This is a genomic window from Bacillus cereus ATCC 14579 (assembly GCF_000007825.1).
GTDB lineage: Bacteria > Bacillota > Bacilli > Bacillales > Bacillaceae_G > Bacillus_A > Bacillus_A cereus.
The window spans coordinates 3,510,389-3,536,139 of sequence record NC_004722.1 but is presented as its reverse complement, the minus strand read 5'-3'; the positions used below and the strand labels follow the sequence as shown (position 1 = coordinate 3,536,139).

Sequence of the window (25,751 nt, the reverse complement as noted above, 5' to 3'; positions counted from 1 at the left end):
TAGAACAGTAGACAATAGGAAATACAATTTTGATGATATAGAAAAAGTATTAAAAAAACTGGGAAAAGTAGATCGGAATCCGTATTTACTATCTTGCCAATCCGATGATTACCGCATCGTTTTTTTTCGGGATGGTCGTGTTTTTATTCATGGTACAAATGATATTTCGAAAGCGAAACAACTATATTATCGCGTATTCGGTTAATAGAGAGGGTGTCAACAATGGAAAGAAGAGTGCCAATTACGGTTGAAGAAGCTGTTCGTAAAGTGATGGGATTTGCTGATAAGGGCTTAAAGGAGCTATTACCAATTGAATTAGCTTATGGACGTATATTAGCAGAGGATTTAGTAGCTGACCATGATGTACCGTCATTTAATCGTTCGCCGTATGACGGATTTGCTATTCGAGCAGAAGATACTAATTTAGCAAGTTATGAAACGCCAATTGTATTTGAAGTAGTGGGTGAAATTGGTGCAGGATCGCTATTCCATGAGAAAGTAGGTCCATTTCAAGCAGTTCGAATTATGACAGGAGCACAAATTCCGAATGGGTGTGATGCGGTTGTTATGTTAGAGCTGACTCGTCAATATGAGAAGAACGGCAACAATTATATGGAAGTGAAGCGATCATTCAAAACGGGCGACAATATTTCTTTTCAAGGTGAAGATGCTCGTAAAGGAACCGTTCTTGCAAAGAAGGGATCGTACATTAATCCAGGTATTTCAGCTCTTCTTGCTACATTCGGTTATAGTGAAGTACCAGTTGCGAGAAAGCCTGTAATTGGATTGTTAGCGACTGGGAGTGAATTACTGGATGTCAATGATTCCTTACAGCCAGGGAAAATCCGAAACAGTAATACGTACATGATATTGTCTCAAATTCGAAGAGCGGGCGGAAGAGTAAAATATTTTGGGAAGTTTAGTGATGATTTTAATACGTGTTTTACAGCTGTGAAAGAAGCGCTTGGCCAAGTAGATATGTTAATTACAACGGGCGGTGTATCAGTAGGAGATTATGATTATTTACCAGCTATTTACGAAAAGTTAGGTGCATCTGTTCTTTTTAATAAAGTTGCAATGCGACCAGGAAGTGTTACGACTGTAGCACAATTAAATGGCAAGTTATTATTTGGTTTATCAGGGAATCCATCAGCTTGTTACGTAGGGTTTGAATTATTCGTAAGACCGTGTATTCGGACGTATATGTTTAGTGAAAAAGTACATTTAAAAAGAGAAAAAGCGTTATTAGGAGAAGATTTTCTAAAACCGAATCCATTTACAAGATTTGTACGAGCAAAATTGCAATATGATGAGGGGAAATTAATCGCTTATCCATCAGGGTTTGATAAATCTAGCTCAGTTTCTTCATTGGCAGAATCCAACGCGTTTATCGTATTGCCGGGCGGGACAAGAGGATATAAAAAAGATATGTTTGTCGATGTTCTTTTATTAGAAGATAACGAAGGTAGTGAATGGCCTTGGACATTTCATAAAGTGAGAGGTGGTTTTAATGGGACAAGTGCTATTTGAGATTGTAGATAAACCGATTTTAGTTGAAGAAGTAACGAATAAAGTCGCAAGAAGGGAAGCAGGTGCGATTACAACATTTATTGGTACGGTGAGAGAATTAACAAAAGGAAAACGAACGCTACATTTAGAGTATGAAGCATATAAACCGATGGCAGTAAAACAACTTATGAGAATTGGTGAAGAAATTAGTGAAAGATGGCTGGATGCAAAAGTAGCAATTACGCACCGTGTAGGGCGGCTAGAAATAATGGATATTGCGGTAGTCATTGCAGTTTCATCACCGCATCGTAAAGTAGCTTATGAAGCGAATGAGTACGCGATTGAACGTATAAAACGAATCGTTCCAATTTGGAAAAAAGAATTTTGGGAAGATGGAACGATGTGGGTTGGAGATCAACTTGAAAACACACCTTATCCAGAAGGAAAACCAAAGAAGGAAGAATGAGAAAATGATTACAATTTTACTGTTTGCAAATTTGCGTGAGGAAGTTGGATCGGATCGATTAGTAATTTCAGAAAAGCAAGAAATGACAGTGCAGCAATTAAAAGAATGGCTCAAAGCCAGCTATTGTTTACAATCGCTGGATAAAGTGATGGTGGCTGTTAATGAAGAGTTTGTAATGAATGAAGAGATGATAAAAGCCGGAGATATAGTCGCATTAATCCCACCCGTTAGCGGGGGATAATAAGCTTTTTCACCAGATGAAGTGCCAAGAAAATGTTGTATATAAATTAGAATAAGAGAAGGGATGAGTTCTATGCTTACTCAAGAACAAATAATGAATGCATTAAAACATGTAGAGGATCCAGAGTTACACAAAAGTGTTGTAGAATTAAATATGGTTAGAAATATACAAATGAACGGAACAGAGGTTAAACTTGAAGTAGTACTAACAATCCAAGGTTGTCCGTTAAAAGCAAAAATTCAACAAGATATTGAAGAATCGCTTCACGCAATTGGTGCCTCTAAAGTGGAGGTAACATTTGGTTCTATGACACAAGAAGAACGTGCAGCTTTAACAGAGAAGTTAAAGCGAAATACTAGAACAGAAACTGGTATGCCGAGCATGCTTCGCCCGGATTCAGGAGTACGTTTTATTACGGTAACGAGCGGAAAAGGCGGAGTTGGAAAATCAACGGTGACAATTAATCTTGCAACTGCACTAGCTCGTATGGGCAAAAAAGTGGGGATATTAGATGCAGATATATATGGTTTTAGTATTCCAGCTATGATGGAAACGAATAAGAAACCAACGATGATTGATCAAACGGCAATTCCAGTCATTAGTCACGGTGTTAAAATCATGTCGATGGGATTCTTTACAGAAGGAAATAACCCAGTGATGTGGCGCGGACCGATGCTAAATAAATGGATTCAAAATTTCCTTGCGAATACGCACTGGGGAGAATTAGATTATTTATTACTTGATTTACCACCAGGTACAGGAGATGTTGCGATTGATGTTGCAGCGATGATTCCGCAAGCGAAAGAAATAATTGTTACAACTCCGCACAATATAGCTTCATTCGTTGCTTCAAGAGTTGGTGTAATGGCAAAACATACGAAGCATGAGATTTTAGGTATTGTGGAAAATATGGCTTATTATGAAGAACAAGATGGATCGAAAAATTATCTCTTCGGAAAAGGCGGCGGCGAAATGCTTGCAGAACAATTGCAAACAGAAGTAATTGCCAAAATACCTTTTGCGAAACGTGAAGAAAATAATGGCTCATCTGTATATGATGAAGATTCTCTTGTTGGAGAAGTGTTTACATCGTTAGCTGAGGATATTATTTATAGAGGATAGAGGGGGAAGTTTAGTATGGCATGTAACATTGATCATTCTATTGAAGATGTGATGAATAAGCTTGAAAGTCAAAAGAATTTTTTACCTGAAGGGATCTTTAAAGAGTTAAAGAGTTTTTTGCAAGGTATTCATTCACAGAAATTATTAAATGATGTTTTTCACCTCCTAAAAAAGTATGATTTAGTCAGTGAGGAAGAACGAGAGACGAGAAACGCACAATTGTTGTACATTTTTGAATTAAGTACTCTTTGGCTTTAGAATTTTTTCAGAAGGGGTGAATGTGATGGATATGAAAAAGATGATTGAAACGATAGAAGTAACTAGAGTGACTGACGAGGAATTATCGATTTCGAATTTACATCCAAAGCTTGTGAAGTTGTATAGTCAAAAAGATAGTTCAGAGTATACGAAGCTATTAAAATATATTTTATCATTATCCGTACAGCTGAAGCTGAATCTTGTATTGAAATATTTTGGTGTACGTCCCATTGTTGCTGCAGACGAGCGTATGCAATTTCAAGAGATATTTAAATGCTTAGCTAAGAAAGATGAGAATGGGGAATGGTTTCTAAATTTTGTTTCTTTATATGTAGGGCTAATTGTAGTTCTTCGTTTTGATGAGAAAGTGATTGAGAGCAATTTTTTTGATGATATGGTAGTGGATGAATGTAATGAAATATAAGATTCTACTCATAACATTTTTCTATATTAAATGCTTTAACTGCGATTTTAGTTGGTTATGTAAATATGAAGGTAACTAATTAAGAAAAAGGAATGAAACTAGTTGGATAAAAAGAGTTCTTCAGTTGTTTCCGTCGTTTTTTCGTGTTACTATTAATCGAATTTTTCATAAGGAGAGAAAGCGATGAAATGGATTTATTTTCTTATTATTAACGTTATAGCTTTTAGCCTTATGGGGCTTGATAAACGAAAAGCAAAGAAGAAACAGTGGAGAACGCCAGAAAGTACGTTGTTTTTATCGGCGGCAGCTGGAGGAGCAGTTGGAGCTTGGATCGGCATGTATATGTTTCATCATAAAACTCATAAAAAGAAATTTGTTTTCGGCATACCGTTACTTGTTGTAATAACGGTATGTTTATTATTCGTTGTATGAGAAATGTCGAAAGAAATGCAGATTGATTATTGGTAAAGTGAGCATGTGAGACCGTATAATGGAGAAAAAATGAGAAGAGGAGAAAAAGGAAGATGGGGAGTCAATCAGCAGAGCAAAAAAAAGGGATACTATACGCGGCTGGTGCTTACACGATGTGGGGAATCCTACCGATTTATTGGAAATGGGTTGAGGAAGTTCCAGCAGATGAAATATTAGCACACCGCATCGTTTGGGCATTTGTTTTTATGTTACTCGTATTAGGTGTTACGAAGAGGTTTCGTCAGTTTATTGGGGAATTTGTGAATCTTTTTAAACGACCTAAATTATTAATGTCATTAACAATAGCTTCAGTCTTGATTAGCGGAAACTGGTTTGTTTACATATGGGCCGTTAATCATAATCATGTTATTGAAGCGAGTCTTGGCTATTATATTAATCCGCTTATTAGTATTTTACTTGGTACAGTCGTTTTAAAGGAAAAGTTAAACTTCTGGCAATATGTTGCAGTTGGTTTAGCTGGAGTGGGGGTTATCATTTTAACAGTGCGTTTCGGATCTATTCCGTGGGTTTCTCTTTCACTTGCCTTTTCATTTGGATTATACGGATTAACGAAAAAACTGTTAAACTATGATGCTACAATTGGACTTACGATGGAAACGATGTTAGTGACACCGCTTGCAATCATTTACCTTGTTATGACAGGCGCCCATGGTTTCGGCTCATTTGGATCTATTTCAATGTTATCGACATTACTATTAATAGGAGCAGGTATTGTTACAGCTCTACCACTTTTTTATTTTGCAAAAGGAGCCCAACTTATTCCGCTTTATATGGTAGGTTTTTTACAATATATTGCACCAACAATTAGCTTAATTTTAGGTGTATTCGTATTTGGTGAACATTTCACATCTACTCATATGATTGCATTTTTCTGTATATGGGTTGCATTATTTGTATTCTCGGTAGCGAAGACTAAGTTTTTAGTGCAGAAACAACCGAAATTTATAAAAAATAAATCAGCAAAAGTATCATAATGCGTAGTATTTTCTACGCATTTTTCTTTATACTTATATTATATAAGATTTCCATCATAGTCAGTAAGGAGTTGAGTACATGGTAACAATTTTACATAATGATCCGCTTATGGCAGCTGTAATTTCATGGTTTTTAGCACAATCAACGAAAGTAGTCTTCCAATTAGTTAAAACAGGTGAATTTGATTTTGCAAAGTTTTTTGCTTCAGGTGGGATGCCAAGTTCTCATGCTTCAACAGTTACAGCGCTTGCTACAGGAGTTGGAGTAGTGGAAGGCGTGGAAAGCTCGATGTTTGCGGTTGCTACAATTTTTGCCATTATTGTTATGTATGATGCTTCAGGAGTAAGGCTTGCAGTAAGTAAACAAGCAAAAATATTGAATGACTTTTTTCACGGTAGAGAAACAGAATATAAGAAGTTAAATGAACTTGTTGGGCATACACCGTATGAAGTAGTAGTCGGTGCTTTATTAGGGATTATTGTCGGAGTAGGGTATTGTTTATGAGCAGAACATTTTATATGTTCTGCTTTTCTTTGTTTTTATACATATTCAGCTACCTTTTTGAATATCGTTATACGGATTTCGAAAGGGTGGGTGAGCAACTTGTTATTATATGAAAAAGTGCATGAAGAAATAGCGAGAAGAACAACTGCACTTCAAACAATGCAACGGCAAGATGGTACGTGGCGGTTTTGTTTTGAAGGAGCGCCACTAACAGATTGTCATATGATTTTTTTATTAAAATTATTAGGTAAAGATAAAGAGATAGAACCGTTTGTAAAAAGATTAGCATCACTCCAAACAAATGAAGGAACATGGAAATTGTATGAAGATGAAGTGGGTGGTAATTTATCTGCTACAATTCAATCTTATGCTGCCTTACTTGCATCGAAAAAATATACAAAAGAAGATGTGAATATGAAGCGAGCGGAAATGTTTATAAATGAGCGCGGTGGGGTAGCGCGTGCTCATTTTATGACGAAGTTTTTATTAGCGATTCATGGAGAATATGAATATCCTTCTCTCTTTCATTTGCCAACACCAATTATGTTTCTGCAGAATGATTCCCCTCTCAGTATTTTTGAACTGAGTAGCTCAGCACGTATTCATTTAATTCCGATGATGTTGTGTTTAAATAAAAGATTTCGAGTAGGGAAAAAGTTATTGCCAAATTTAAATCACATTGCAGGCGGGGGCGGAGAATGGTTTCGGGAGGACCGGTCTCCAGTTTTTCAAACGTTAGTAAGTGACGTGAAGAAAATTATAACGTATCCACTTTCTTTGCATCATAAAGGATATGAGGAAGTAGAACGTTTTATGAAAGAGCGTATTGATGAAAATGGAACATTATATAGCTACGCAACTGCCTCGTTTTATATGATTTATGCTTTACTTGCATTAGGACATTCTATTCAATCACCAATTATTCAAAAAGCTATAACGGGAATCACATCTTATATATGGAAGATGGAGAGAGGGAGCCATTTGCAAAACTCTCCATCAACTGTATGGGATACAGCTTTACTCAGTTATGCTTTGCAAGAAGCTCAAGTTCCGAAAGCAAGTAAAGTGATTCACAATGCATCAGCATATTTACTAAGAAAACAGCAAACGAAGAAAGTAGATTGGAGTGTACATGCACCGGATCTCTTCCCGGGTGGTTGGGGCTTTTCGGATGTGAATACGACGATTCCAGATATTGATGATACAACTGCTGCGTTAAGAGCATTGGCGCGAAGTAGAGGGAACGAAAATGTAGACACTGCTTGGAAGCGAGCGGTTAATTGGGTTAAAGGATTGCAAAATAATGATGGTGGTTGGGGGGCTTTTGAAAAAGGGGTAACGAGCCGTATATTAGCAAATTTACCAATCGAAAATGCAAGTGATATGATTACAGATCCTTCTACACCAGATATTACAGGAAGGGTATTAGAATTTTTCGGAACGTATACGCAAAATGAATTGCCCGAGAAACAAAAACAAAGTGCGATAAATTGGTTAATGAATGTACAAGAGGAAAATGGATCGTGGTATGGGAAATGGGGAATTTGTTATATATATGGGACATGGGCAGTGTTGACTGGTTTACGGTCACTAGGAATACCATCTAGCGATCCATCAGTGAAACGAGCAGCTTTATGGCTTGAACATATACAGCATGAAGATGGTGGCTGGGGAGAATCTTGCCAAAGTAGTGTGGAAAAAAGATTTGTTACTTTGCCATTTAGTACACCATCCCAAACAGCATGGGCGTTAGATGCCCTCATTTCTTACTATGATAAAGAAACGCCAGTCATTCGAAAAGGTATTTCATATTTGCTCTCCAACTCTTATATAAATGAAAAATATCCTACTGGAACAGGTTTACCAGGTGGGTTTTATATTCGTTATCATAGTTATGCTCATATATATCCATTGCTTACTTTGGCTCATTATGCAAAAAAATATAGAAAATAAACCGAGAGATGTCTCTCGGTTTATTTTGTTGGGTAGTAGGTCCCTTTTGAAAAGAATAAGGTTGTGATGTACCTTATTTTTCGGTTGATTGGCGCTTTTGACGTGCATCAGCGGCATTTGCACGTGCGTTTGCTTCTAAGTCATTGTGGTCAGCGAGTTCGCGAGAGAACTCAACATCAATGCCATCAGTTGCTTTGCTTTGTTTGAAATTCTTTTTGTTCATTCGACACAATCTCCTTGCGTTTATGCGACGTTGCAAAGTTAGTTTGACACAAATAGACTTTTTTATACAAAGAGGAATTGGAAAGCAAGGAGCCGAAATATACAGTATAAGTAATAGAAATGGGGGATAGGAATGGAGTTTTTAAATGGGAAAACAGCTGTTGTAACAGGAGCTGCACAGGGAATTGGAAAAGAGATTGCAAGGGTTTATGCAAAACTAGGGGCGAAAGTATTAATTAGCGATGTAAATGAAGAAAATCTACAAAAAACGACACGTGAGTTATCAGATGAAGGATATGAAGTGTGCTCATATCGATGTGATGTGAGTAATCAAAATGAAGCAAAGTCGTTAATTGAATATGCGGTTCAAAAATTTGGTACATTACATATTTTGGTGAATAATGCTGGAATTACAAGAGACGCAATGTTACATAAAATGGAGAAGTCTGCTTGGGAACAAGTATTACAAGTGAACTTAACTGGAGTTTTTTATTGTATGCAACCCGCGCTTCTTTACATGAGACAACAAGGGTATGGACGCATTATTAATATATCTTCAATTAGTAGAGAAGGAAACATAGGTCAAGCAAATTATGCGGCTACAAAGGCAGGAGTTGTAGGATTAACGAAAACAGCAGCGAAAGAAGTTGGAAGTTTCGGTATTACTTGTAATGCGATTTGTCCGGGGTTTATGGATACAGATATGACCAAAACGATACCAGATAAAGTGAAAGAAAAGATGGTTGGCGCTATTCCAGTTGGTAGAATTGGAACGCCAGAAGATATTGCGAACGCAGCAGCCTTTTTAGCATCAGAATACGCATCTTATATTACAGGTGAAGTATTAAATGTGAGCGGAGGACTGCAAGTTTAAAGGAATACATAATGAAAAGAACCTGACCAGGTAGGTCAGGTTCTTTCTCATTAATTTAAGTTAAGCCAAACGCTCTTTACTTCTGTATAGTTATTTAATGCGTAAGATCCCATTTCACGGCCAAGACCAGATTGTTTAAATCCTCCAAATGGAGATGCTGCATCAAAGACGTTATAACAGTTTACCCATACTGTACCTGCACGTACTTTACTTGCAACATAGTGTGCTGTTTTAACATTTTCTGTCCACACACCAGCCGCTAAGCCGAATTGTGATTTATTTGCACGTTCAATTACTTCGTCAATATCGTTAAACGGTATTGCAGAAATAACTGGACCGAAAATTTCTTCTTTTGCGATCGTCATTTCATCATTTACGTCAGCGAATACTGTAGGAGAAACGAAGTAGCCTTGATCGAATGGATTACTTCCTCCGCAAAGTACTTCAGCGCCTTCTTCAATCCCTTTTTCAATGTAGCCCATTACACGTTTTTGTTGTTCTTCGGAAACGAGAGGGCCAATTGTTGTTTCAGGGTTAAGACCGACACCTTGATTTAGTTTTTTAGAATAGAGGACGAGATCAGCCATGACATTATCATACATTTTCTTCGGAACAAATAAGCGTGATCCAGCAGAGCATACTTGTCCTTGGTTAAACATAACACCAGAAAGTGCACCAGGAATCGCGCGAGATAAATCAGCATCTGGCAATATGATATTTGGTGATTTACCGCCTAATTCAAGTGTAACGCGTTTTAATGTTTCGGATGCTTGTCGCATAATTTGTTTACCGACAGGAGTAGAACCGGTAAATGCAATTTTATCAACGAGTGGATGATTAACGAGAGCTTGTCCAGCTGATTCACCGAATCCAGGTACGATATTAATAACACCTTTCGGGAATCCAGCTTCTTCAATTAATTCAGCTAAGTATAGAGCAGATAGTGGAGTTTGTTCTGCAGGTTTTAAAACGATTGTACATCCTGTAGCAAGCGCTGCTCCCATTTTCCACATTGCCATAAGAAGCGGGAAGTTCCAAGGGATAATTTGACCAACGACACCAACAGCTTCATGGCGTGTATAGTTAAAGTAATCACCGGAAACAGGAATTGTTTGACCAACGATTTTCGTAGCCCATCCAGCGTAATAGCGCATATGCTCAATTGCAAGTGGTATGTCTGCTGCCATTGTTTCACGGATTGGCTTTCCGTTATCTAATGTTTCGAGCTGTGCAAGCTCTTCTTTATGTTCTTCCATTAAATCAGCTAACTTGTACATGAGACGGCTTCGCTCAGCGGTGCTCATACGAGACCAAGGACCTTCGTCAAAAGCCATACGAGCTGCGACTACAGCTTTATGAATATCTTCGCGACCAGCTTCAGAAACGACGGCAAGTGTTTCACCAGTTGCTGGGTTAGGTGTTTTAAATGTTTTACCGGAAGCGCTTTCAATGAAAGATCCATTCACATATAACTTTTTTGTACCTTGAAGAAATTTCTCTACCTTTTCATGAAGATTTACAGCTAGTTGACTCATTGTATAACCCCCTTGAAAATATAATGTAAACGCAGTACGAGACGGCGTTTATTCCGAAATCAAGGATGTGGAAACTAGATGGAAAGCCTCTAATTAAAATCATAATTAATAAATACTGAAAATTCAAATTTCATTTGTGTTACAATTGTAAAAAATATGTAATGTAAGAGAAGCTTCTATATGATTATAAAAAATCCTGCTTGTTTTTGCTTTCTAGTAGGAAAAACTAGAAGAACAATGGTACAATAATACATCGTGAGAGGAGGGGGAAAAATGAAAGATTATCATGATGATCCACGCTTTCGAATAGCCCATAGAGAAGCGTTAATTGGTCTTGGACTTGCTATTATTAATTTTATAATATGGTACGGATTTGCTTATGGGCTTGGTAGTAAAAATCCGAATGAATATACATATGTATTAGGTTTTCCCGCATGGTTTTTTTATAGCTGTATCGTTGGATTTATCGTTATGGTTATTTTACTTAGTTTAGTTGTTCGTTTTGTATTTCAAGATATTTCACTCGATGAGGAAGAAAAAAGTGAGGAATAATAGATGAATTGGTATGTAATCATTCCAATGATAATTTCGTTTATCGTTGAATTTTTAATTGGTGTATATGCTTCAAAACGTGTGCAAGCAACTGCTCATAATAAATTTTTACAAGAATATTTTCTTGGTGGGCGTGAGCTAGGCGGTTTATTATTAGCGATGACAATGATTGCTACGTACGGTAGTGCAAGTAGCTTTATTGGTGGCCCTGGTATTGCTTACAATATGGGGCTTGGATGGGTACTGTTATCTGCGATTCAAGTTGTAACAGGCTATATCGTTTTAACGGTTATCGGTAAAAAGTTTGCAATTATCGCTAGGAAGATGGAAGCAATTACTCTTATCGATTATTTAAAAGGGAGATACAATAATAAAGCAGTTGTTATACTTTCTGCGTTATGTATTATTATCTTTTTATTTTCAGCGACAGTAGCCCAGTGGGTCGGTGGTGGACGATTAATCGAGTCACTAACTGGTCTATCGTATACAACAGCACTATTTTTATTTACTTTTTCTGTACTTGTGTACGTATTAATTGGTGGATTTCGTGCAGTTGCTCTATCAGATACATTATTAGGAATCATTATGTTAGTTGGAACGACAATCATTTTAATTGCTACTGTCATTGCTGGTGGTGGAATTGAAAAGATTATGCAGGAACTTGTTCAAATTAATCCAAAGTTAATTACACCATTCGGAGCAGATGGCAGTTTAACGAAATCATATGTTACATCATTTTGGATTTTAATTGGAATTGGCGTTGTCGGCTTACCGCAAATTAGCGTGCGTGCCATGTCTTATAAAAATTCAAAAGCGATGCATCAAGCTTTAATAATTGGAACCGTTGTCGTTGGCACAATTATGATCGGTATGCATTTAACTGGTGTATTTGCAAGAGTAGTACTTCCAGGTATAACGGTACCAGATAAAGTAATGCCGCTACTTGCGATGGAAGTGTTACCTCCTTGGTTAGCTGGAGTTTTCTTAGCTGCACCGATGGCAGCGATTATGTCTACAGTAAACTCTTTATTATTACTTGTAAGCTCGTCAATTATTAAAGATATATATGTAAATTACATAAATAAAGATGCAGCAGACAGTACGATAAAAAAAGGAAGTTTGTGGATTACTGGTATTGTAGGACTACTCGTTTATGCAGCGGCGATTAAACCACCAGATTTTTTAATATGGCTAAATTTATTTTCTTTCGGTGGATTAGAAGCAGCATTCATTTGGCCAATCGTATTAGGGTTATATTGGAGGAAAGGAAATGCTACAGGAGCGCTTGCGTCTATTTTAGTTGGGGTAGGCTCATATATGTGTATTCATCTTTTCTATCCAAATCCGTTCGGTATACATACAGTTGTCTTCCCGATTTGTTTTGCGTTTATCGCTTATGTTATTGGAAGTATGAGTGCTGTAAAAAAAACAGTATAGGTTAGCTGAAGAACGTAGTCCTTATAAGACTGCGTTTTTTCGTATGAATTTGTTCTTTTTTTATTCTGTATATCCACGGTTATTCATAAATTAATAACAACTGAGGGGATGGAGTTGAGGTCGATGAAAAAAGTGTTATTTTTAGGAGACCCGGGAATTGATGACTCTTTAGCAATTATGTATGGATTGTTGCATCCTGATATTGATATTGTTGGTGTAGTAACGGGATATGGAAATGTAACACAAGAAAAGGCGACAAGTAATGCCGCATATTTATTGCAAATGGCAGGACGGGAAGATATACCTGTTATTAATGGTGCGAAAATTCCTTTATCCGGAGATATTACGACGTATTATCCAGAAATTCATGGGACAGACGGTTTAGGGCCAATTAAACCTCCAAAAACTTTTTCACCAAATATAAAGCCTTTTTGTACATTTTTTGATCTTCTTGAAAAATATAAAGGAGAATTAATAATAGTCGATGCTGGTAGATCGACAACATTAGCGACAGCATTTATTTTAGAAAAGCCGATGATGAAGTATGTGAAAGAATATTATATAATGGGCGGTGCTTTCTTAATGCCTGGCAATGTAACACCAGTCGCAGAGGCGAATTTTCATGGTGATCCCATTGCGTCACAATTAGTTATGCAAAATGCCAAAAATGTGACATTAGTGCCACTTAACGTTACATCTGAAGCAATTATTACACCGGAAATGGTAAAATATATTACGAAACACTCTAAAACGAGTTTTAATAAGTTAATCGAGCCGATATTTACGTACTATTATAAAGCTTATAGAAAGTTAAATCCGAAAATAAAAGGAAGTCCAGTACATGACGTCGTTACAATGATGGTTGCGGCAAATCCATCCCTTTTAGATTATGTATATCGTCGTGTCGATGTAGATACAGCTGGAATTGCAAAAGGAGAGAGTATTGCTGATTTTCGGCCTCAACCTGATGCAAAAGCATTAAAAAATTGGGTGCGAATTGGTTGGTCGTTACATTATAAAAAGTTTCTTGAGGATTTTGTGAAATTTATGACGTAGACATAATAGGAGCATACAAGTTAAAATAATGGAGATGGTTATGTAAATGACCATCTCCATTATTTTGTTTTTAAATGATAAATAGAGAAGAGTTACACAATAGGAGAGGAATTTTACTTGAAAAAAACTATAGTATGCGCAGTAATTGTGGGTATTTTTGTTTTGCTAATATCGGGTAACTTTTTAGTGAAAAAAGTGTGGAGTTCAAATAATGATGATGCACAGTATATTGCATCTTTTATTGAAGAACATAAAGATGAAAAAAATAGTGCGCTTCTAGTAAAGAGAAATGATAAAGTTGTTTATTCTGTAAACCCAAATGTTGTATTGCCAGTTGCTAGTACGATGAAATTAATTGTGGCGCTTGAATATACGAAACAAGTTACTGAAGGGAAAATTGATTCTTCTAGTTTCGTGTCGATTAATGATGTGAATCGCTATTATGTGCCGAATACAGATGGTGGTGCGCAAGATAGATGGCAAAAGTATTTGGAGAAGACGGGCAAGATAACTGAAGGAGCGGTTTCTTTAGAAGAAGTGGCAAAAGGAATGGTTAAGTTTAGTTCGAATGCAAATGCTGAATACTTAATGGAATTGTTAGGATTAGATAACATCAATCGAAATTTACAAAGTTTATCACTTCCTGCACATCAACCACTATTTCCAATCGTTTCATCTTTGTATATCCCGGGATATTTGCATAAAGAATTACATGTTCCAAAATATAAAATAGAGAAAAAGTTAAAAGAAATGTCTCAAGAGCAATATCGTGAATATTCGATGATTATTCATGAACGCTTAAAGAAGAAGGGACCATTATTACAGAAGGAAATTCCGCTTTATTTAGAGGAACGTTACGACAAAATTTGGTCAGATAGATTACCAGCAGCTTCTGCAAATGATTATATGGTATTACTTCAAAAGGCAAACCATAAAGGTGGCTTGACAGAAGCTGAAGAAAAAGTGTGGGCAAATATCGTTGAAACAGACATGAGTGCTAAGAAATATCGTAAAACATTTAGACATGCTGGGCAAAAGAATGGTTACACACCATGGACGGTTACAAAAGCGGTTTACGCTATGGATAAACGTGGAAACTGTACAGAAATTGTGTTTTTGGCGAACAATTTAAATGAAGACGATAGTGCAGAAATACGGAAACATTTAGCAAACTTACATTTCCAAGTGTTGCAAAGTGATAAGTATGATGCGACTTTTATTAAATAAACTCGGTGCAGAGAGCACCGAGTTTATTTTTATGTACAGGCACTTTTTTTCTATCAATGGGTATGATGGGTAGTAATACTTAGGTGAGAGGGGAAAAGGTGATGAAACAGAGTAAGGAAGAGTTTATAAAGAGTGAAGGCGCTGATTTCCCTGGAAAAACATATGTGGATTGTGTATTACAACATGTATTTGATTTTCAACGAAATTACTTATTGAAAGATATGTTTCAAGTGCATAAAGCACATATTACGATGCTGACGGAAGAAAATTTAATGAAAAAGGAAGAAGCTAAAGTTATATTGCACGCATTAAAAAAGGTAGAGGGAATTCCAGAAGAGCAATTGCTCTATACAGAGCAGCAGGAAGATCTCTTTTTTTTAGTCGAACATTTAATTTCTCAAGAAGCGAAATGCGATTTTGTAAGTAATATGCATATTGGTAGAAGTAGAAATGATATGGGCGTAACGATGTATCGCATGAGTTTAAGGCGATATGTATTACGATTGATAGAACAGCATTTGTTATTGCAAGAAAGTGTACTGCAACTTGCTGATGATCATAAGGAAACGATCATGCCAGCTTATACACATACACAACCGGCACAGCCAACAACATTTGGTCATTATACGTTAGCAATTTATGATACGATGCAAAGAGATTTAGAACGAATGAAAAAAACGTACCAGCTTTTAAATCAGTCTCCAATGGGGGCGGCTGCACTCTCTACAACAAGTTTCCCGATTAAACGAGAACGAGTTGCTCATCTACTTGGATTTACAACTGTAATTGAGAACTCATATGATGCTGTTGCCGGAGCGGATTATTTATTAGAAGTTAGCTCGCTACTTATGGTAATGATGACGAATACGAGTAGATGGATTCATGACTTTTTGTTGTTAGCAACGAAAGAATATGACGGTATTACTGTTGCAAAGCCATATGTACAAATTAGTAGTATTATGCCGCAAAAACGAAATCCGGTTTCAATTGAACACGCTCGTGCAATTACGAGTAGTGCTTTAGGAGAAGCATTTACAGTATTTCAAATGATTCATAATACACCATTTGGTGATATTGTCGATACGGAAGATGACTTGCAGCCATATTTATATAAAGGGATTGAAAAGGCGATTCGTGTTTTTTGTATGATGAATGCAGTGATCCTAACGATGAAAGTAGAAGAAGAAACGTTAAAAAGTCGTTCCTATAAACATGCAATAACGATAACGGATTTCGCTGATGTTTTAACGAAAAATTATGAAATTCCATTTCGGCATGCTCATCATGCAGCAAGTGCTATTGCAAATATGTCATTGGAGCAGAAAAAAGAACTACATGAATTACACTTCAAAGATGTAAATATGTATTTGCAAGAACATTTTAAAATAAATGTATTAGAAAAAGAGTGGAAAGAAATTATATCGCCAGAAGCTTTTATTCAAAAAAGAAATGTATACGGTGGACCGAGTAAAAAAGAAATGAAGCGTATGATTAAAAATCGAAAAGAGTCCTTTCGAAAAGAAGAAGATGTATTTGAAAAGGAAAAACAGAGAATTTTACAAGCTGAAAATGCCTTGAATACATTAGCTTTGAATATTATTGAATCGTAAAAGAGGGATTTAATGAATTAATCGCCAATACTTAATTAAAATATAAATAGAGAGAAGAGATTGTCGATGATTCAATTACATGTATATGAAGAGATTTTTCATTTTAAAGAAGATGTTACACCATTTCTAGAAAAGAATGAGCAGGAAAACAATCTCATATTAGGTGTATTACAAATGGTTCAAGGACCGATATTTATGGGGATAGCGAAACAAGGAGAAGACATTGCGGTTGTATTTCTGCAAACAGAAGAGAAGAAACAAATCATTGTTGCAACTTCTGAAATTTCGGGAGTAGCTATTGAGGAACTTGCAAAAGAGTTAACGAAAGTATATCCGGATATTCCTGGATTGATCGGTAATAAGAAAATTGTACAGAAATTAGCGGAAGAGATTGCGGTATTAGAAAATAAGAAAATGAATGTTGCAATGGAGCAAGGTGTGTATGAGTTGAACAGAGTAAAGAAGAAGTGTAATGCGAATGGACTTTTTCGAGCGGTAAATAATGATGAATTACCATTAATAGAACAGTGGATATATCAATTTTGTGAAGATGTAAAGCTTCCTACTACGAAAGAAGAAGCAAAACAAACTGCATATACATTAATAACTACAAATCGACTGTTTGGTTTGGAAGTGGATGGGAAACTCGTTTCTGTAGCTGCAAAAACGAGACCAACTAAAAATAATATAACAGTTAATTTTGTATATACGCCGAAAGAAGCAAGGAAAAAGGGATACGCATCTAAGTGTGTAGCGGCACTTAGTCAACATATGTTAGATGAAGGGTACAAGACGACTACGTTATATACTGATTTAGCGAATCCGACATCGAATAAAATTTATCAAGAAATTGGTTATGAGCAAATTGCGGAGTCTGTGCTTATATTTTTAGAGAAGTAGAACAAAAAGGCGTGCTATTTTAGCACGCCTTTTTGTTATTCATCGATTCTAATAACCTCGCCTTGAGGGAAGTCCTCAGTTTCTAGTAAGTTACGAATAGCTTTCGCAACATATTCAGGTGATAATAGTTTTCCTTCTTCTTTTAATGCAATGAAGCGGTCCAAATTTATGAAATCTTCTTTATTTGTTTCGCGAATTTGTGATTGCATATTTGTATCAACAACGCCAGGTGCAAAAGCGACGATTTTTACTGGATATTCTTTTTCCACTTCTTCAGTTGCTACGCACTGTGTAAACATATTTACACCAGCTTTCGTTGTACAATAAGCGCCCCAGCCAAAGTAAGGGTTTTTTCCTGCACCAGATGAAATGTTAATAACGCGTTTATCTACTTTCCAGTCTTTCGTATGTTTCATAAATGTAGATGTAAGAATCATAGGTGCAAGTAAATTAATGTGAACGTTCGTAATGAATTGTTCACTTTCAGCTTTTTCAATTGGCTTCATAGGTGCAACTGTACCCGCATTATTAATTAAATGAATAGAGGATACATTGTCTTTTTTAATAGATGAAATGATCTCTTTAAAGTTAGTTTCTAAGTTATGTACATCTTGAAGATCTAGGGAATGAAAAATGCAATTGCTGTTATATTGCTCTGCAAGTTTTGTAAGCTCTTGATTTTCTCTTCTAGAAATAGAGATGACAGTTGTATTTTTTTCTAATAATTGCGTAGCGATTGCCTCACCTAAACCTTGTGAAGTTCCTGTTATGATAACGTAGCGCATAGTTTTATAAACCCCTCTCATATGTGCGGAATTTTGTTGGACAACGTACATTGTATAGTTTGTCTACATTTTATAGTATAGAGCACTTTTTACTATAATTGAAATGAGATGATTGTGTGCCTTTTATAAATAGGTTTACGACAACAGTACCTGGTGCCGTCACGTTTACTGGGAATACGCTGGGACTTAGCCCTACATCACCTGCACCAGGTAATATTTTTGGTACACTTGCTGTGTTTACGACAGTAAATACAGCATTGCAAGTACCAGGGTTCCCAGCAGGGACAACAGATGAATGGCAATTGAATTCTTCAAGTGCAATTTTAAATCTTCCAGCGGGAAGCAGTGTATTATATGCAGAATTAGTTTGGGCTGGTACTTTCCGGACTGATACGGAAGATGTGTTACCATTTTTAAATGATAACATTACATTTACAACGCCAGCAGGGACGTTTTCTGTTACGCCAGATCCTGCTACCGCGCAGCAAGGTTCAGTAGGAAATCAGTTTTATTATGCTCGCTCTGCCAATGTAACAAATCTTGTTAGTGCAGGTGGAGCAGGCACATATACAACGGGTGCTGTGCCAGCTGCAAGAACTTCAGCCGACCCGACAATCAGTCGTTCAGCTGGATGGACGCTTGAGGTTGTGTATCAAAATGCAAGTTTACCACTTCGAAATTTGTCAGTATATGCAGGTCAAGAAATTATCGATGCTTCATCCCCGCCAGTTGATGCTACAATTTCAGGTTTTGCTACGCCGGCAACAGGAGCTGTTACAGGAAGAGTGCTCGTAACTGCTCAAGAAGGTGATTCTAACATTGTTGGAGATCAACTTCGCTTTGGGCCGAATGCAAATGCTACAGTTGCATTATTCGGACCGAGAAATCCTGCGAATAATTTCTTTCAGTCACAAATTTGTAATGATAGTGGAAATTTAGATACGAGCGGCACGTTTGGAGATTTGAATCAGCCGTTAGGGGTAGCTTTGGCCGTCCGAAGACAAGGGTGGGATATTACGAATGTAGATGCCTCCTCATCTTTAGTAAACAGTCAAACATCAGCAACGGTTCGATTTGTTACAAATGGAGATGGATACGCAGCAGCTGGTTTTGGTGTTCAAATTGATGCAACAGGTCCAATTATTAATCCTGTTAAATCAGTTAATAGAACAGTCGCAGGGGTAGGGGATATTCTCACTTATACGATTACGGTCCCAAATACAGGAACAGGAAGTGCAGAAAACGTTGTATTACGTGATAGTATTCCGAACGGAACGACGTTTGTTGCAGGTAGTGTTACGGTAGGGGGAGTAACACAGCCGAATGCAAACCCTTCTAATGGAATTAATTTAGGTACAATCCCAAATAACACGCAAAGAATTGTTACATTTCAAGTTCGAATAATATCATTCCCGAATCCCAATCCTATTTTAAATCGTGCAATGGTGTCATATCAATTTCGTCCTTTCGTTGGTAGTCCTCCTATTACAAGTACGTCTTCTTCAAACACAGTACAAACGACAGTGAATCAAGCAACTATAAGTATGCAGAAATCTGTAGATTTACAGACGGCAACGCTTAATGATGTATTAACGTACACAGTTAATATCACAAATAATGGAAATGTCACTGCGAGCAATGTTATTTTTGTTGATAGTATCCCTGCTGGAACAACATTTGTCGCAAATAGCGTTACGGTAAATGGAGTAGCGCGTCCAGGAGCGAATCCAGCAAGTAGTATTAATCTAGGAAGTATTAATGCTTCGCAAACGACTGTAGTGCGCTTTCAAGTTCGAGTAACATCGAACCCTCTTGTCAATCCAATTCCAAACCGTGCAAGTGCAACATTTACCTTTACTCCAGTGCCTGGTCAACAACCAGTTTCAGGGCAAGCGACAAGTAATACTGTAGTTACGACAATTAATATAGCTGATATAACAACGAGAAAAACAGTGGATAGAGCTTTTGCAACGGTTAACGATGTTCTTACGTACACGGTAACAATTCAAAATACAGGAAATGTACTTGCAACGAACGTTATTTTTCAAGATCCAATACCAATTGGAACGACATTTATAGCAAATAGTGTGACTGTGGATGGGGTTTCACAACCTGGGGTAAATCCAGCGACTGGGTTTACAGTAGCTAATATATCTCCTGGCGGAAGTAGGACTGTTACATTTCAAGTACGAGTAACATCTACACCATCGGGAGGTACGATTGCGAATCGCGGAAATGTATCTGCTAATTTCGTCGTTATTCCGAATCAGCCACCGATAACAATTAATAGACAAACGAATACAGTTGTGACACAAGTTAATACAGGCGGTTTAAATGTAATAAAAGAAGTAAATACAACGCAAGCGGCGGTAGGGGATACTTTAACGTACACAATTGCCGTCCAAAATACAGGGAATGTTCCGTTAACAAATGTATTTTTCCAAGACGCTATTTCTTCTGCTGTTTCATTTGTTGCAAATTCTGTAACAATTAATGGAGTACAGCAAAGTGGACTAAATCCGAATACAGGATTCTCTCTTCCGAATATTCCTGCGGCTCAAACGGTTGTAGTCACATTTGACGTAGTAATTGTACAGAATCCAGAAAATGAAGATATTTTAAATCAAGCAAATGTAACAGCAAGCTTTCAAGTGAATCCGAATGAACCACCAGTAACAATCAATGTACCGAGTAATGTTGTGAATACGACAGTACAATCAGGAAACTTTGAAGTTGTGAAAGCAGTCAATACGGATGTTGCAACAGTAGGGGATATTTTAGTATATACAATAGAAGTCATAAATGCAGGTAGTGTACCAGCTACGAATGTATTTTTCCAAGATTCAATTCCCCAAGGGACATTATTTATTGAAAATAGTGTAGTTGTGAATGCGTGTTTTACAAGAAGGGGCAGATCCAGAACTTGGATTCCCATTAAATAATTTGCCTACTGGCGCCAGTGTTATTGTTACATTTGAAGTATTAATTGATGAAATTCCCCAAGGAAATAATGTTGTAAATAATGCGAATGTAACTGGAGATTTCCTTGTAAATCCAACAGAGCCGCCGATTACTGTAACAGTACCAAGTAATACTGTTATGACGATCGTGAATTCTTCAGGGTTAAATGTAATGAAAAGTGTAAGTGCTACTGAAGCCGGTGTAGGAGATACGTTAACGTATACAGTTCGTATACAAAATAGTGGAACGGTGACAGCGACAAATGTATCATTCCTTGATCCGATTCCAGTTGGAACCACTTTTGTAGCGAATAGTGTAACAATAAACGGGACACCTCAACCAGGTTTAAACCCGACAACTGGATTTCCACTTGCTAATATTCCAGTAGGAGGAATGGTGACGGTCACTTTTCAAGTGACAATCACGAGTGTACCACCAAATAGAGTTCTTCCGAATAATGCGAATGTCACTGCTGATTTCCAAGTAAGTCCTCTCCAGCCACCAATTACAATTGTAACGATTAGTAATATTGTTGTGACGCGAGTGAATGTAGGATCACTTAATGTAATGAAGAGTGTAAATACACTACAAGCCGGTGTAGGAGATACGTTAACGTATACCATTCTTATTCAAAATACAGGAACTGTTCCTGCAACGAATATTGTTTTTCAAGATCCAATTCCGTCTGGTACTGCCTTTGTAGCAAATAGTGTGACGATAAATGGAGTCGTACAGCAAGGCGCGGATCCTATGCTAGGTTTCCCGGTACCAAATATTCCGGTCGGGCAAACGGCTACGATTACGTTTCAAGTTACAGTGACGAGTGTTCCGAGCGGTGGAAATATAAGAAACCAATCGAACGTTACTGCAAGTTTTCTTATAAATCCAGCAAACCCTCCAATAACGACTGTTACAAATAGTAATTTTGTAGTGACGCAAGTAAACACAGCACAGTTAAATATACAAAAATCTTCATCTGTACAACAAGCAGCACTTGGAGAAACTTACACGTATTCTGTTGTCATTCGAAATAACGGTACAGTAACAGCAACGAATGTCTCTTTCCTTGATCCAATTGCTTTAGAAACAACTTTTGTAGCAAATAGTGTAACGATAAATGGAACGCCACAACCTGGATTTGACCCAAATGTTGGTTTCCCGCTTCCTAATATTGCAGCTGGAACATCATTGACAGTAACGTTCCAAGTTACGGTAGTTGCACCGTCTACACGTGGAGCGGTATTAAATACAGCATCTGCTACAGCCACTTTCTTATTAAATCCTTTACAGCCACCTGTAACAACAACGAATTCAAGTAATACAACGGTAGTTACAATACCGTTACCTCCTCCTGGTGAAGTAACTGCAACAAAAACAGTTGATGTTGCAACTGGGGCCGTTGGGGATGTATTAACGTATACTGTGCTCATTTCAAACGTAGGAATTATCCCTGTTACAGATGTGTTCTTCCAAGATGTCATACCAGAAGGAACGACGTTTGTTGACAATAGTGTAACGATAGGTGGAGTGCAGCAACTTGATTTAAATCCAGAAATAGGATTTACAGTTACTCCATTATTAATCGCTGGTGGAAGTATTGAGGTCACATTCCAAGTGACGATTACAGAAATTCCAGATAATGAAGTCATATTAAATGATGCAGATGTTACATTTACTTCACAACCAAATCCGCAGGAACCACCGATTACGGAAACGATATTAACAAATTTAGTCGTTACGACAATTAATATAGCGTTTATTTTTCCATTGAAACTAGTAGATAAAGAAGTAGCGACGGTAGGAGAAATATTAACGTATGATGTATTGATTTTTAATTTCGGAACAGTGCCAGCGACGAATGTTCAATTTATCGATACTACTTCCGCGGGTGTAGCATTTGTACCAGGAAGTGTGAGCATAAACGGGGTACCAGCACCAGGATTAGATCCTTTCATTGGTTTTACAGTTCCAGATATACCTGTCGATGATTTTGTACTTGTCACATATCAGGAAGTGGTTACAAGCATACCAGAAGGTGGAACGATTGTTAATTTTGTAGACGTTACAGCTACATTTGCTGTAAGTGAAACAGAACCGCCTATTACGGAAACAACGACAAGTGATACGACATTAACAGAAATCAATGAGCCTGGTTTGAATGTTTTAAAATCAGTGAGTCAGCCGGTTGTTGCAGTAGGCGATACAATCACATATACAACAGTAGTTCAAAATACAGGAACAGTGCCAGCAACGAATATTCAATATAGTGATGTATTACCTTCCTCTATAGCATTCGTGCCGAACACTGTAACGATAGACGGTGTGTTACAACCTGGATTCAATCCGAATAATGGATTCCCGCTTCCAGATATAAACCCAGGTGAAAGTGTAGAAGTCATCTTCCAAGTAACCGTTGTTAGTGCGCCATCAAACGGAACAATTGCCAATACGGCAAATGTAACTGGAAGTTTTGTATTAGTACCAGGAGAACCACCAGTTATAGTAACAGAGCCGAGCAATACAACACTTACAACTGTAAATAGAGGGCAATTTAATGTTATTAAACAAGTAAATAGGGTTGCTACTCTCGTTGGAGATATATTAACGTATACGGTTCAAATAACAAATACTGGAACAGTAACAGCTAATGCTGTTCAGTTTGTTGATACCATTTCAGCAGGGGCGTTATTTGTACCAAATAGTGTAACGATAAATGGAGCCTCGCAACCAAACTTAAATCCGATTACTGGATTTGGAGTTGGAGATATCCCAGTTGGTGAAACAGTTATAGTGACGTTTCAAGCGACAGTTACAAACATCCCGTCATCAGGAACAATTACGAACGTTGCAAATATAACAGGAAGCTTTACTTTAGTGCCAGGAGAACCACCAGTTGTAGTAACAGAGCCGAGTAATACGACGATAACTAGAGTGAATAGAGGACGATTCAGCGTTATAAAATCTGTAAATAAAGAAGCGACACGATTAGGAGATACGTTAACGTATAGTGTGCAAGTTACAAATACGGGAACGGTAACAGCAACGAATGTTCAGTTTATCGATGTTCCATCACCTAGTTTAGAATTCGTTCCTGGAAGTGTACAAATAAATGGGATTCCGCAAGTAGGTTTAGATCCATTTGTAGGCTTTGCATTGCCTGATCTTGCAGTAGGGGATAGTGTATTAATTACATTTGAAGTAAATGTAATCGCAGTTCCGCCTTCTAGTAGCATTATGAATACAGCAAGAGTAACGGGTGATTTCGAATTGATTCCAGGAGAACCTCCGTCTACAATTACAAATTCAAGTAATACGACGGTTACGCCGGTAAATAGAGGTAGCTTAGATATGCTAAAAGAAGTAGACCATTCAGTTGTTGGTGTAGGAGAAACGGTAACGTATACTGTTCGTATATTAAATACTGGTACTGCTGATGCAATGAATGTTCAATTTATCGATGTGCTATCTCAGGAAGCTGATTTCGTTCCAAATAGTGTAACGATAAATGGGGTTCCGCAACCGGGGTTAAATCCGCAGATTGGATTTACGATACCTGATATACCAGTTGGTGAGACGTCACTTGTAACATATGAAGCTACGATTACAAGTTTTCCGGATGGTGGTACAGTAGTGAACGTTGCTGGGGCGTTAGCAGAATATATTTTAGTACCAGGGGAGCCGCCAGTTACAGTGATGGATACAAGCAATACAGTTATAGTGACGGTAAATACTGCAATCTTATTTGTTGCAAAAGGAGCAAACTTTGAAGTAGCAATGATAGGGGATGTTGTCACTTACGGAATCGCTGTTATAAATGATAGTACAGTTCCTGTGACCAATATTGTGTTAACAGATATCATTGATCCGAATACGCTATTTATAAATGGTACGGTAACGGTAAATGATGTACCTCTTCCATTTGCTAATCCGAATACTGGTATTCCGTTAGGTGATTTTCAGCCAAATGATGCAGCAATTATTAATTTCCAAGTTGTAATAATAGGAGGGCAAGTAAATAATTTAGTTACAAATACTGCTACAGCGAATGGGCTTGCAACTGTAAATCCGAATGAGCCGCCAGTAGTAGTTGAAGGTGATAGTAATACAGTTGTTATCCCGTTTATTCCTCAAAATGTCTCAACGACAGTCGTAAAAACGGCAGATTTACAGGTAGCAACAATTGGAGATGTCATTACGTTTACGACAGTCATCACAAATACGGGTGATACTGTAATGCAAAATATTCGTTTTCAAGATATGTTAGATAGTAGTGTTCGATTTGTTCCTGGAAGTGTAACGGTTGATAATACGCCAGTGCCGAATGTAAGCCCGGCAGTAGGGTTTCTTATCGGAAGTTTAAATCCTGGTGAAGCAAGGACAGTTTCGTTCCAAGTAGCAGTACAGAGCGCGCCAAATGGTTCAGGAAATTATATAAATCAAGCGAGTATTCGTTTTGAACATCAAGTAGGCACAGTATTGCCACCTGTTACACAAATAGTAGAAAGTAACATAGTTGTCATTCCATTTGTTCCAACGATTGAACAAATTTGCGAAACAAACTTTAATTGCTTAGATAAGATTCCATTTCAATGTTCTCCGTGTAATCATTTGCATGGACATAAAAAATAAAAACAGAAAGAGCATCCTG

Annotated in this window: 20 protein-coding genes and 1 pseudogene; 18 read left to right on the top strand and 3 right to left on the bottom strand. The window is 37.3% G+C overall.

The features are described from left to right. Nucleotides 1-222 precede the first annotated feature (222 nt). From BC_RS17780 to BC_RS17735, 10 genes are all read left to right on the top strand, one after another. The gene (locus BC_RS17780) at nt 223-1,530 is read left to right on the top strand and encodes a molybdopterin molybdotransferase MoeA (protein WP_000442200.1); all 1,308 of its coding nucleotides are present in this window, start codon (nt 223-225) and stop codon (nt 1,528-1,530) included. Then, nucleotides 1,511-1,975, top strand: a complete 465-nt coding sequence (gene moaE / locus BC_RS17775; RefSeq protein WP_000531881.1) for a molybdopterin synthase catalytic subunit MoaE — start codon at nt 1,511-1,513, stop codon at nt 1,973-1,975. The genes BC_RS17780 and moaE overlap by 20 nt, the downstream gene beginning before the upstream one ends. Before the next feature lie 4 nt (nt 1,976-1,979). Then, nucleotides 1,980-2,216 (top strand): molybdopterin converting factor subunit 1, encoded by a 237-nt coding sequence (gene moaD, locus BC_RS17770; RefSeq protein WP_000628500.1) that lies wholly within the window; start codon nt 1,980-1,982, stop codon nt 2,214-2,216. Nucleotides 2,217-2,288: 72 nt separating this feature from the next. Then, on the top strand, nt 2,289-3,338 hold the full coding sequence (locus BC_RS17765; RefSeq protein ID WP_000957508.1) for a P-loop NTPase: 1,050 nt from the start codon (nt 2,289-2,291) through the stop codon (nt 3,336-3,338). Nucleotides 3,339-3,353: 15 nt separating this feature from the next. Next, nucleotides 3,354-3,596, top strand: a complete 243-nt coding sequence (locus tag BC_RS17760; protein ID WP_000752374.1) for a hypothetical protein — start codon at nt 3,354-3,356, stop codon at nt 3,594-3,596. 25 nt (nt 3,597-3,621) lie between these two features. Then, entirely contained in the window at nt 3,622-4,020 is a 399-nt protein-coding gene (locus BC_RS17755; protein ID WP_000367303.1) for a hypothetical protein, read from the top strand. Between the two features lie 183 nt (nt 4,021-4,203). Further along, complete coding sequence (locus BC_RS17750) at nt 4,204-4,452, top strand: DUF1294 domain-containing protein (protein ID WP_000871349.1); 249 nt, start codon at nt 4,204-4,206, stop codon at nt 4,450-4,452. A 92-nt stretch (nt 4,453-4,544) separates the two neighbouring features. After that, the gene (gene rarD, locus BC_RS17745; RefSeq protein WP_000535539.1) at nt 4,545-5,486 is read left to right on the top strand and encodes an EamA family transporter RarD; all 942 of its coding nucleotides are present in this window, start codon (nt 4,545-4,547) and stop codon (nt 5,484-5,486) included. 79 nt (nt 5,487-5,565) lie between these two features. Then, nucleotides 5,566-5,991 (top strand): divergent PAP2 family protein, encoded by a 426-nt coding sequence (locus BC_RS17740; RefSeq protein ID WP_000256363.1) that lies wholly within the window; start codon nt 5,566-5,568, stop codon nt 5,989-5,991. 99 nt (nt 5,992-6,090) lie between these two features. Continuing rightward, nucleotides 6,091-7,944, top strand: coding sequence for a terpene cyclase/mutase family protein (locus BC_RS17735; protein ID WP_000928147.1), 1,854 nt, complete (start codon nt 6,091-6,093; stop codon nt 7,942-7,944). 73 nt (nt 7,945-8,017) lie between these two features. Here the strand turns inward: BC_RS17735 and BC_RS17730 are convergent, their stop codons facing one another. Then, on the bottom strand, nt 8,018-8,167 hold the full coding sequence (locus tag BC_RS17730; RefSeq protein ID WP_001035815.1) for a YfhD family protein: 150 nt from the start codon (nt 8,165-8,167) through the stop codon (nt 8,018-8,020). A gap of 132 nt (nt 8,168-8,299) precedes the next feature. Between BC_RS17730 and fabG the strand changes: the two genes are divergently transcribed. Further along, complete coding sequence (gene fabG / locus BC_RS17725; protein WP_000395038.1) at nt 8,300-9,040, top strand: 3-oxoacyl-ACP reductase FabG; 741 nt, start codon at nt 8,300-8,302, stop codon at nt 9,038-9,040. A 50-nt stretch (nt 9,041-9,090) separates the two neighbouring features. Here the strand turns inward: fabG and dhaS are convergent, their stop codons facing one another. Further along, entirely contained in the window at nt 9,091-10,575 is a 1,485-nt protein-coding gene (gene dhaS, locus BC_RS17720; RefSeq protein ID WP_000080281.1) for an aldehyde dehydrogenase DhaS, read from the bottom strand. Between the two features lie 273 nt (nt 10,576-10,848). Between dhaS and BC_RS17715 the strand changes: the two genes are divergently transcribed. The 6 genes from BC_RS17715 to BC_RS17690 all read left to right on the top strand — a co-directional run bounded on the left by BC_RS17715 (nt 10,849) and on the right by BC_RS17690 (nt 17,357). Then, nucleotides 10,849-11,127, top strand: coding sequence for a YhdT family protein (locus BC_RS17715; RefSeq protein WP_000656239.1), 279 nt, complete (start codon nt 10,849-10,851; stop codon nt 11,125-11,127). A 3-nt stretch (nt 11,128-11,130) separates the two neighbouring features. Further along, nucleotides 11,131-12,564, top strand: coding sequence for a sodium/pantothenate symporter (panF, locus tag BC_RS17710; RefSeq protein WP_001104806.1), 1,434 nt, complete (start codon nt 11,131-11,133; stop codon nt 12,562-12,564). A 123-nt stretch (nt 12,565-12,687) separates the two neighbouring features. Then, nucleotides 12,688-13,620 carry a nucleoside hydrolase gene (locus BC_RS17705; RefSeq protein WP_000756458.1) on the top strand — a complete coding sequence of 311 codons (933 nt, stop codon included), beginning with the start codon at nt 12,688-12,690 and terminating at the stop codon, nt 13,618-13,620. 117 nt (nt 13,621-13,737) lie between these two features. Next, the gene (locus BC_RS17700) at nt 13,738-14,847 is read left to right on the top strand and encodes a serine hydrolase (protein WP_000751368.1); all 1,110 of its coding nucleotides are present in this window, start codon (nt 13,738-13,740) and stop codon (nt 14,845-14,847) included. A 101-nt stretch (nt 14,848-14,948) separates the two neighbouring features. Beyond that, entirely contained in the window at nt 14,949-16,457 is a 1,509-nt protein-coding gene (argH, locus tag BC_RS17695) for an argininosuccinate lyase (protein WP_000813966.1), read from the top strand. 66 nt (nt 16,458-16,523) lie between these two features. Beyond that, nucleotides 16,524-17,357: a GNAT family N-acetyltransferase gene (locus BC_RS17690; protein WP_000615381.1), complete on the top strand. Its 834-nt coding sequence runs from the start codon at nt 16,524-16,526 to the stop codon at nt 17,355-17,357. A 35-nt stretch (nt 17,358-17,392) separates the two neighbouring features. Here the strand turns inward: BC_RS17690 and BC_RS17685 are convergent, their stop codons facing one another. Beyond that, complete coding sequence (locus BC_RS17685; RefSeq protein ID WP_001271070.1) at nt 17,393-18,142, bottom strand: (S)-benzoin forming benzil reductase; 750 nt, start codon at nt 18,140-18,142, stop codon at nt 17,393-17,395. Nucleotides 18,143-18,258: 116 nt separating this feature from the next. On the opposite strand from BC_RS17685, the pseudogene BC_RS17680 reads away from it, so the two are divergent. Beyond that, a pseudogene (locus BC_RS17680) lies at nt 18,259-25,732 on the top strand (DUF7507 domain-containing protein). The last annotated feature ends 19 nt before the right edge of the window (nt 25,733-25,751 follow it).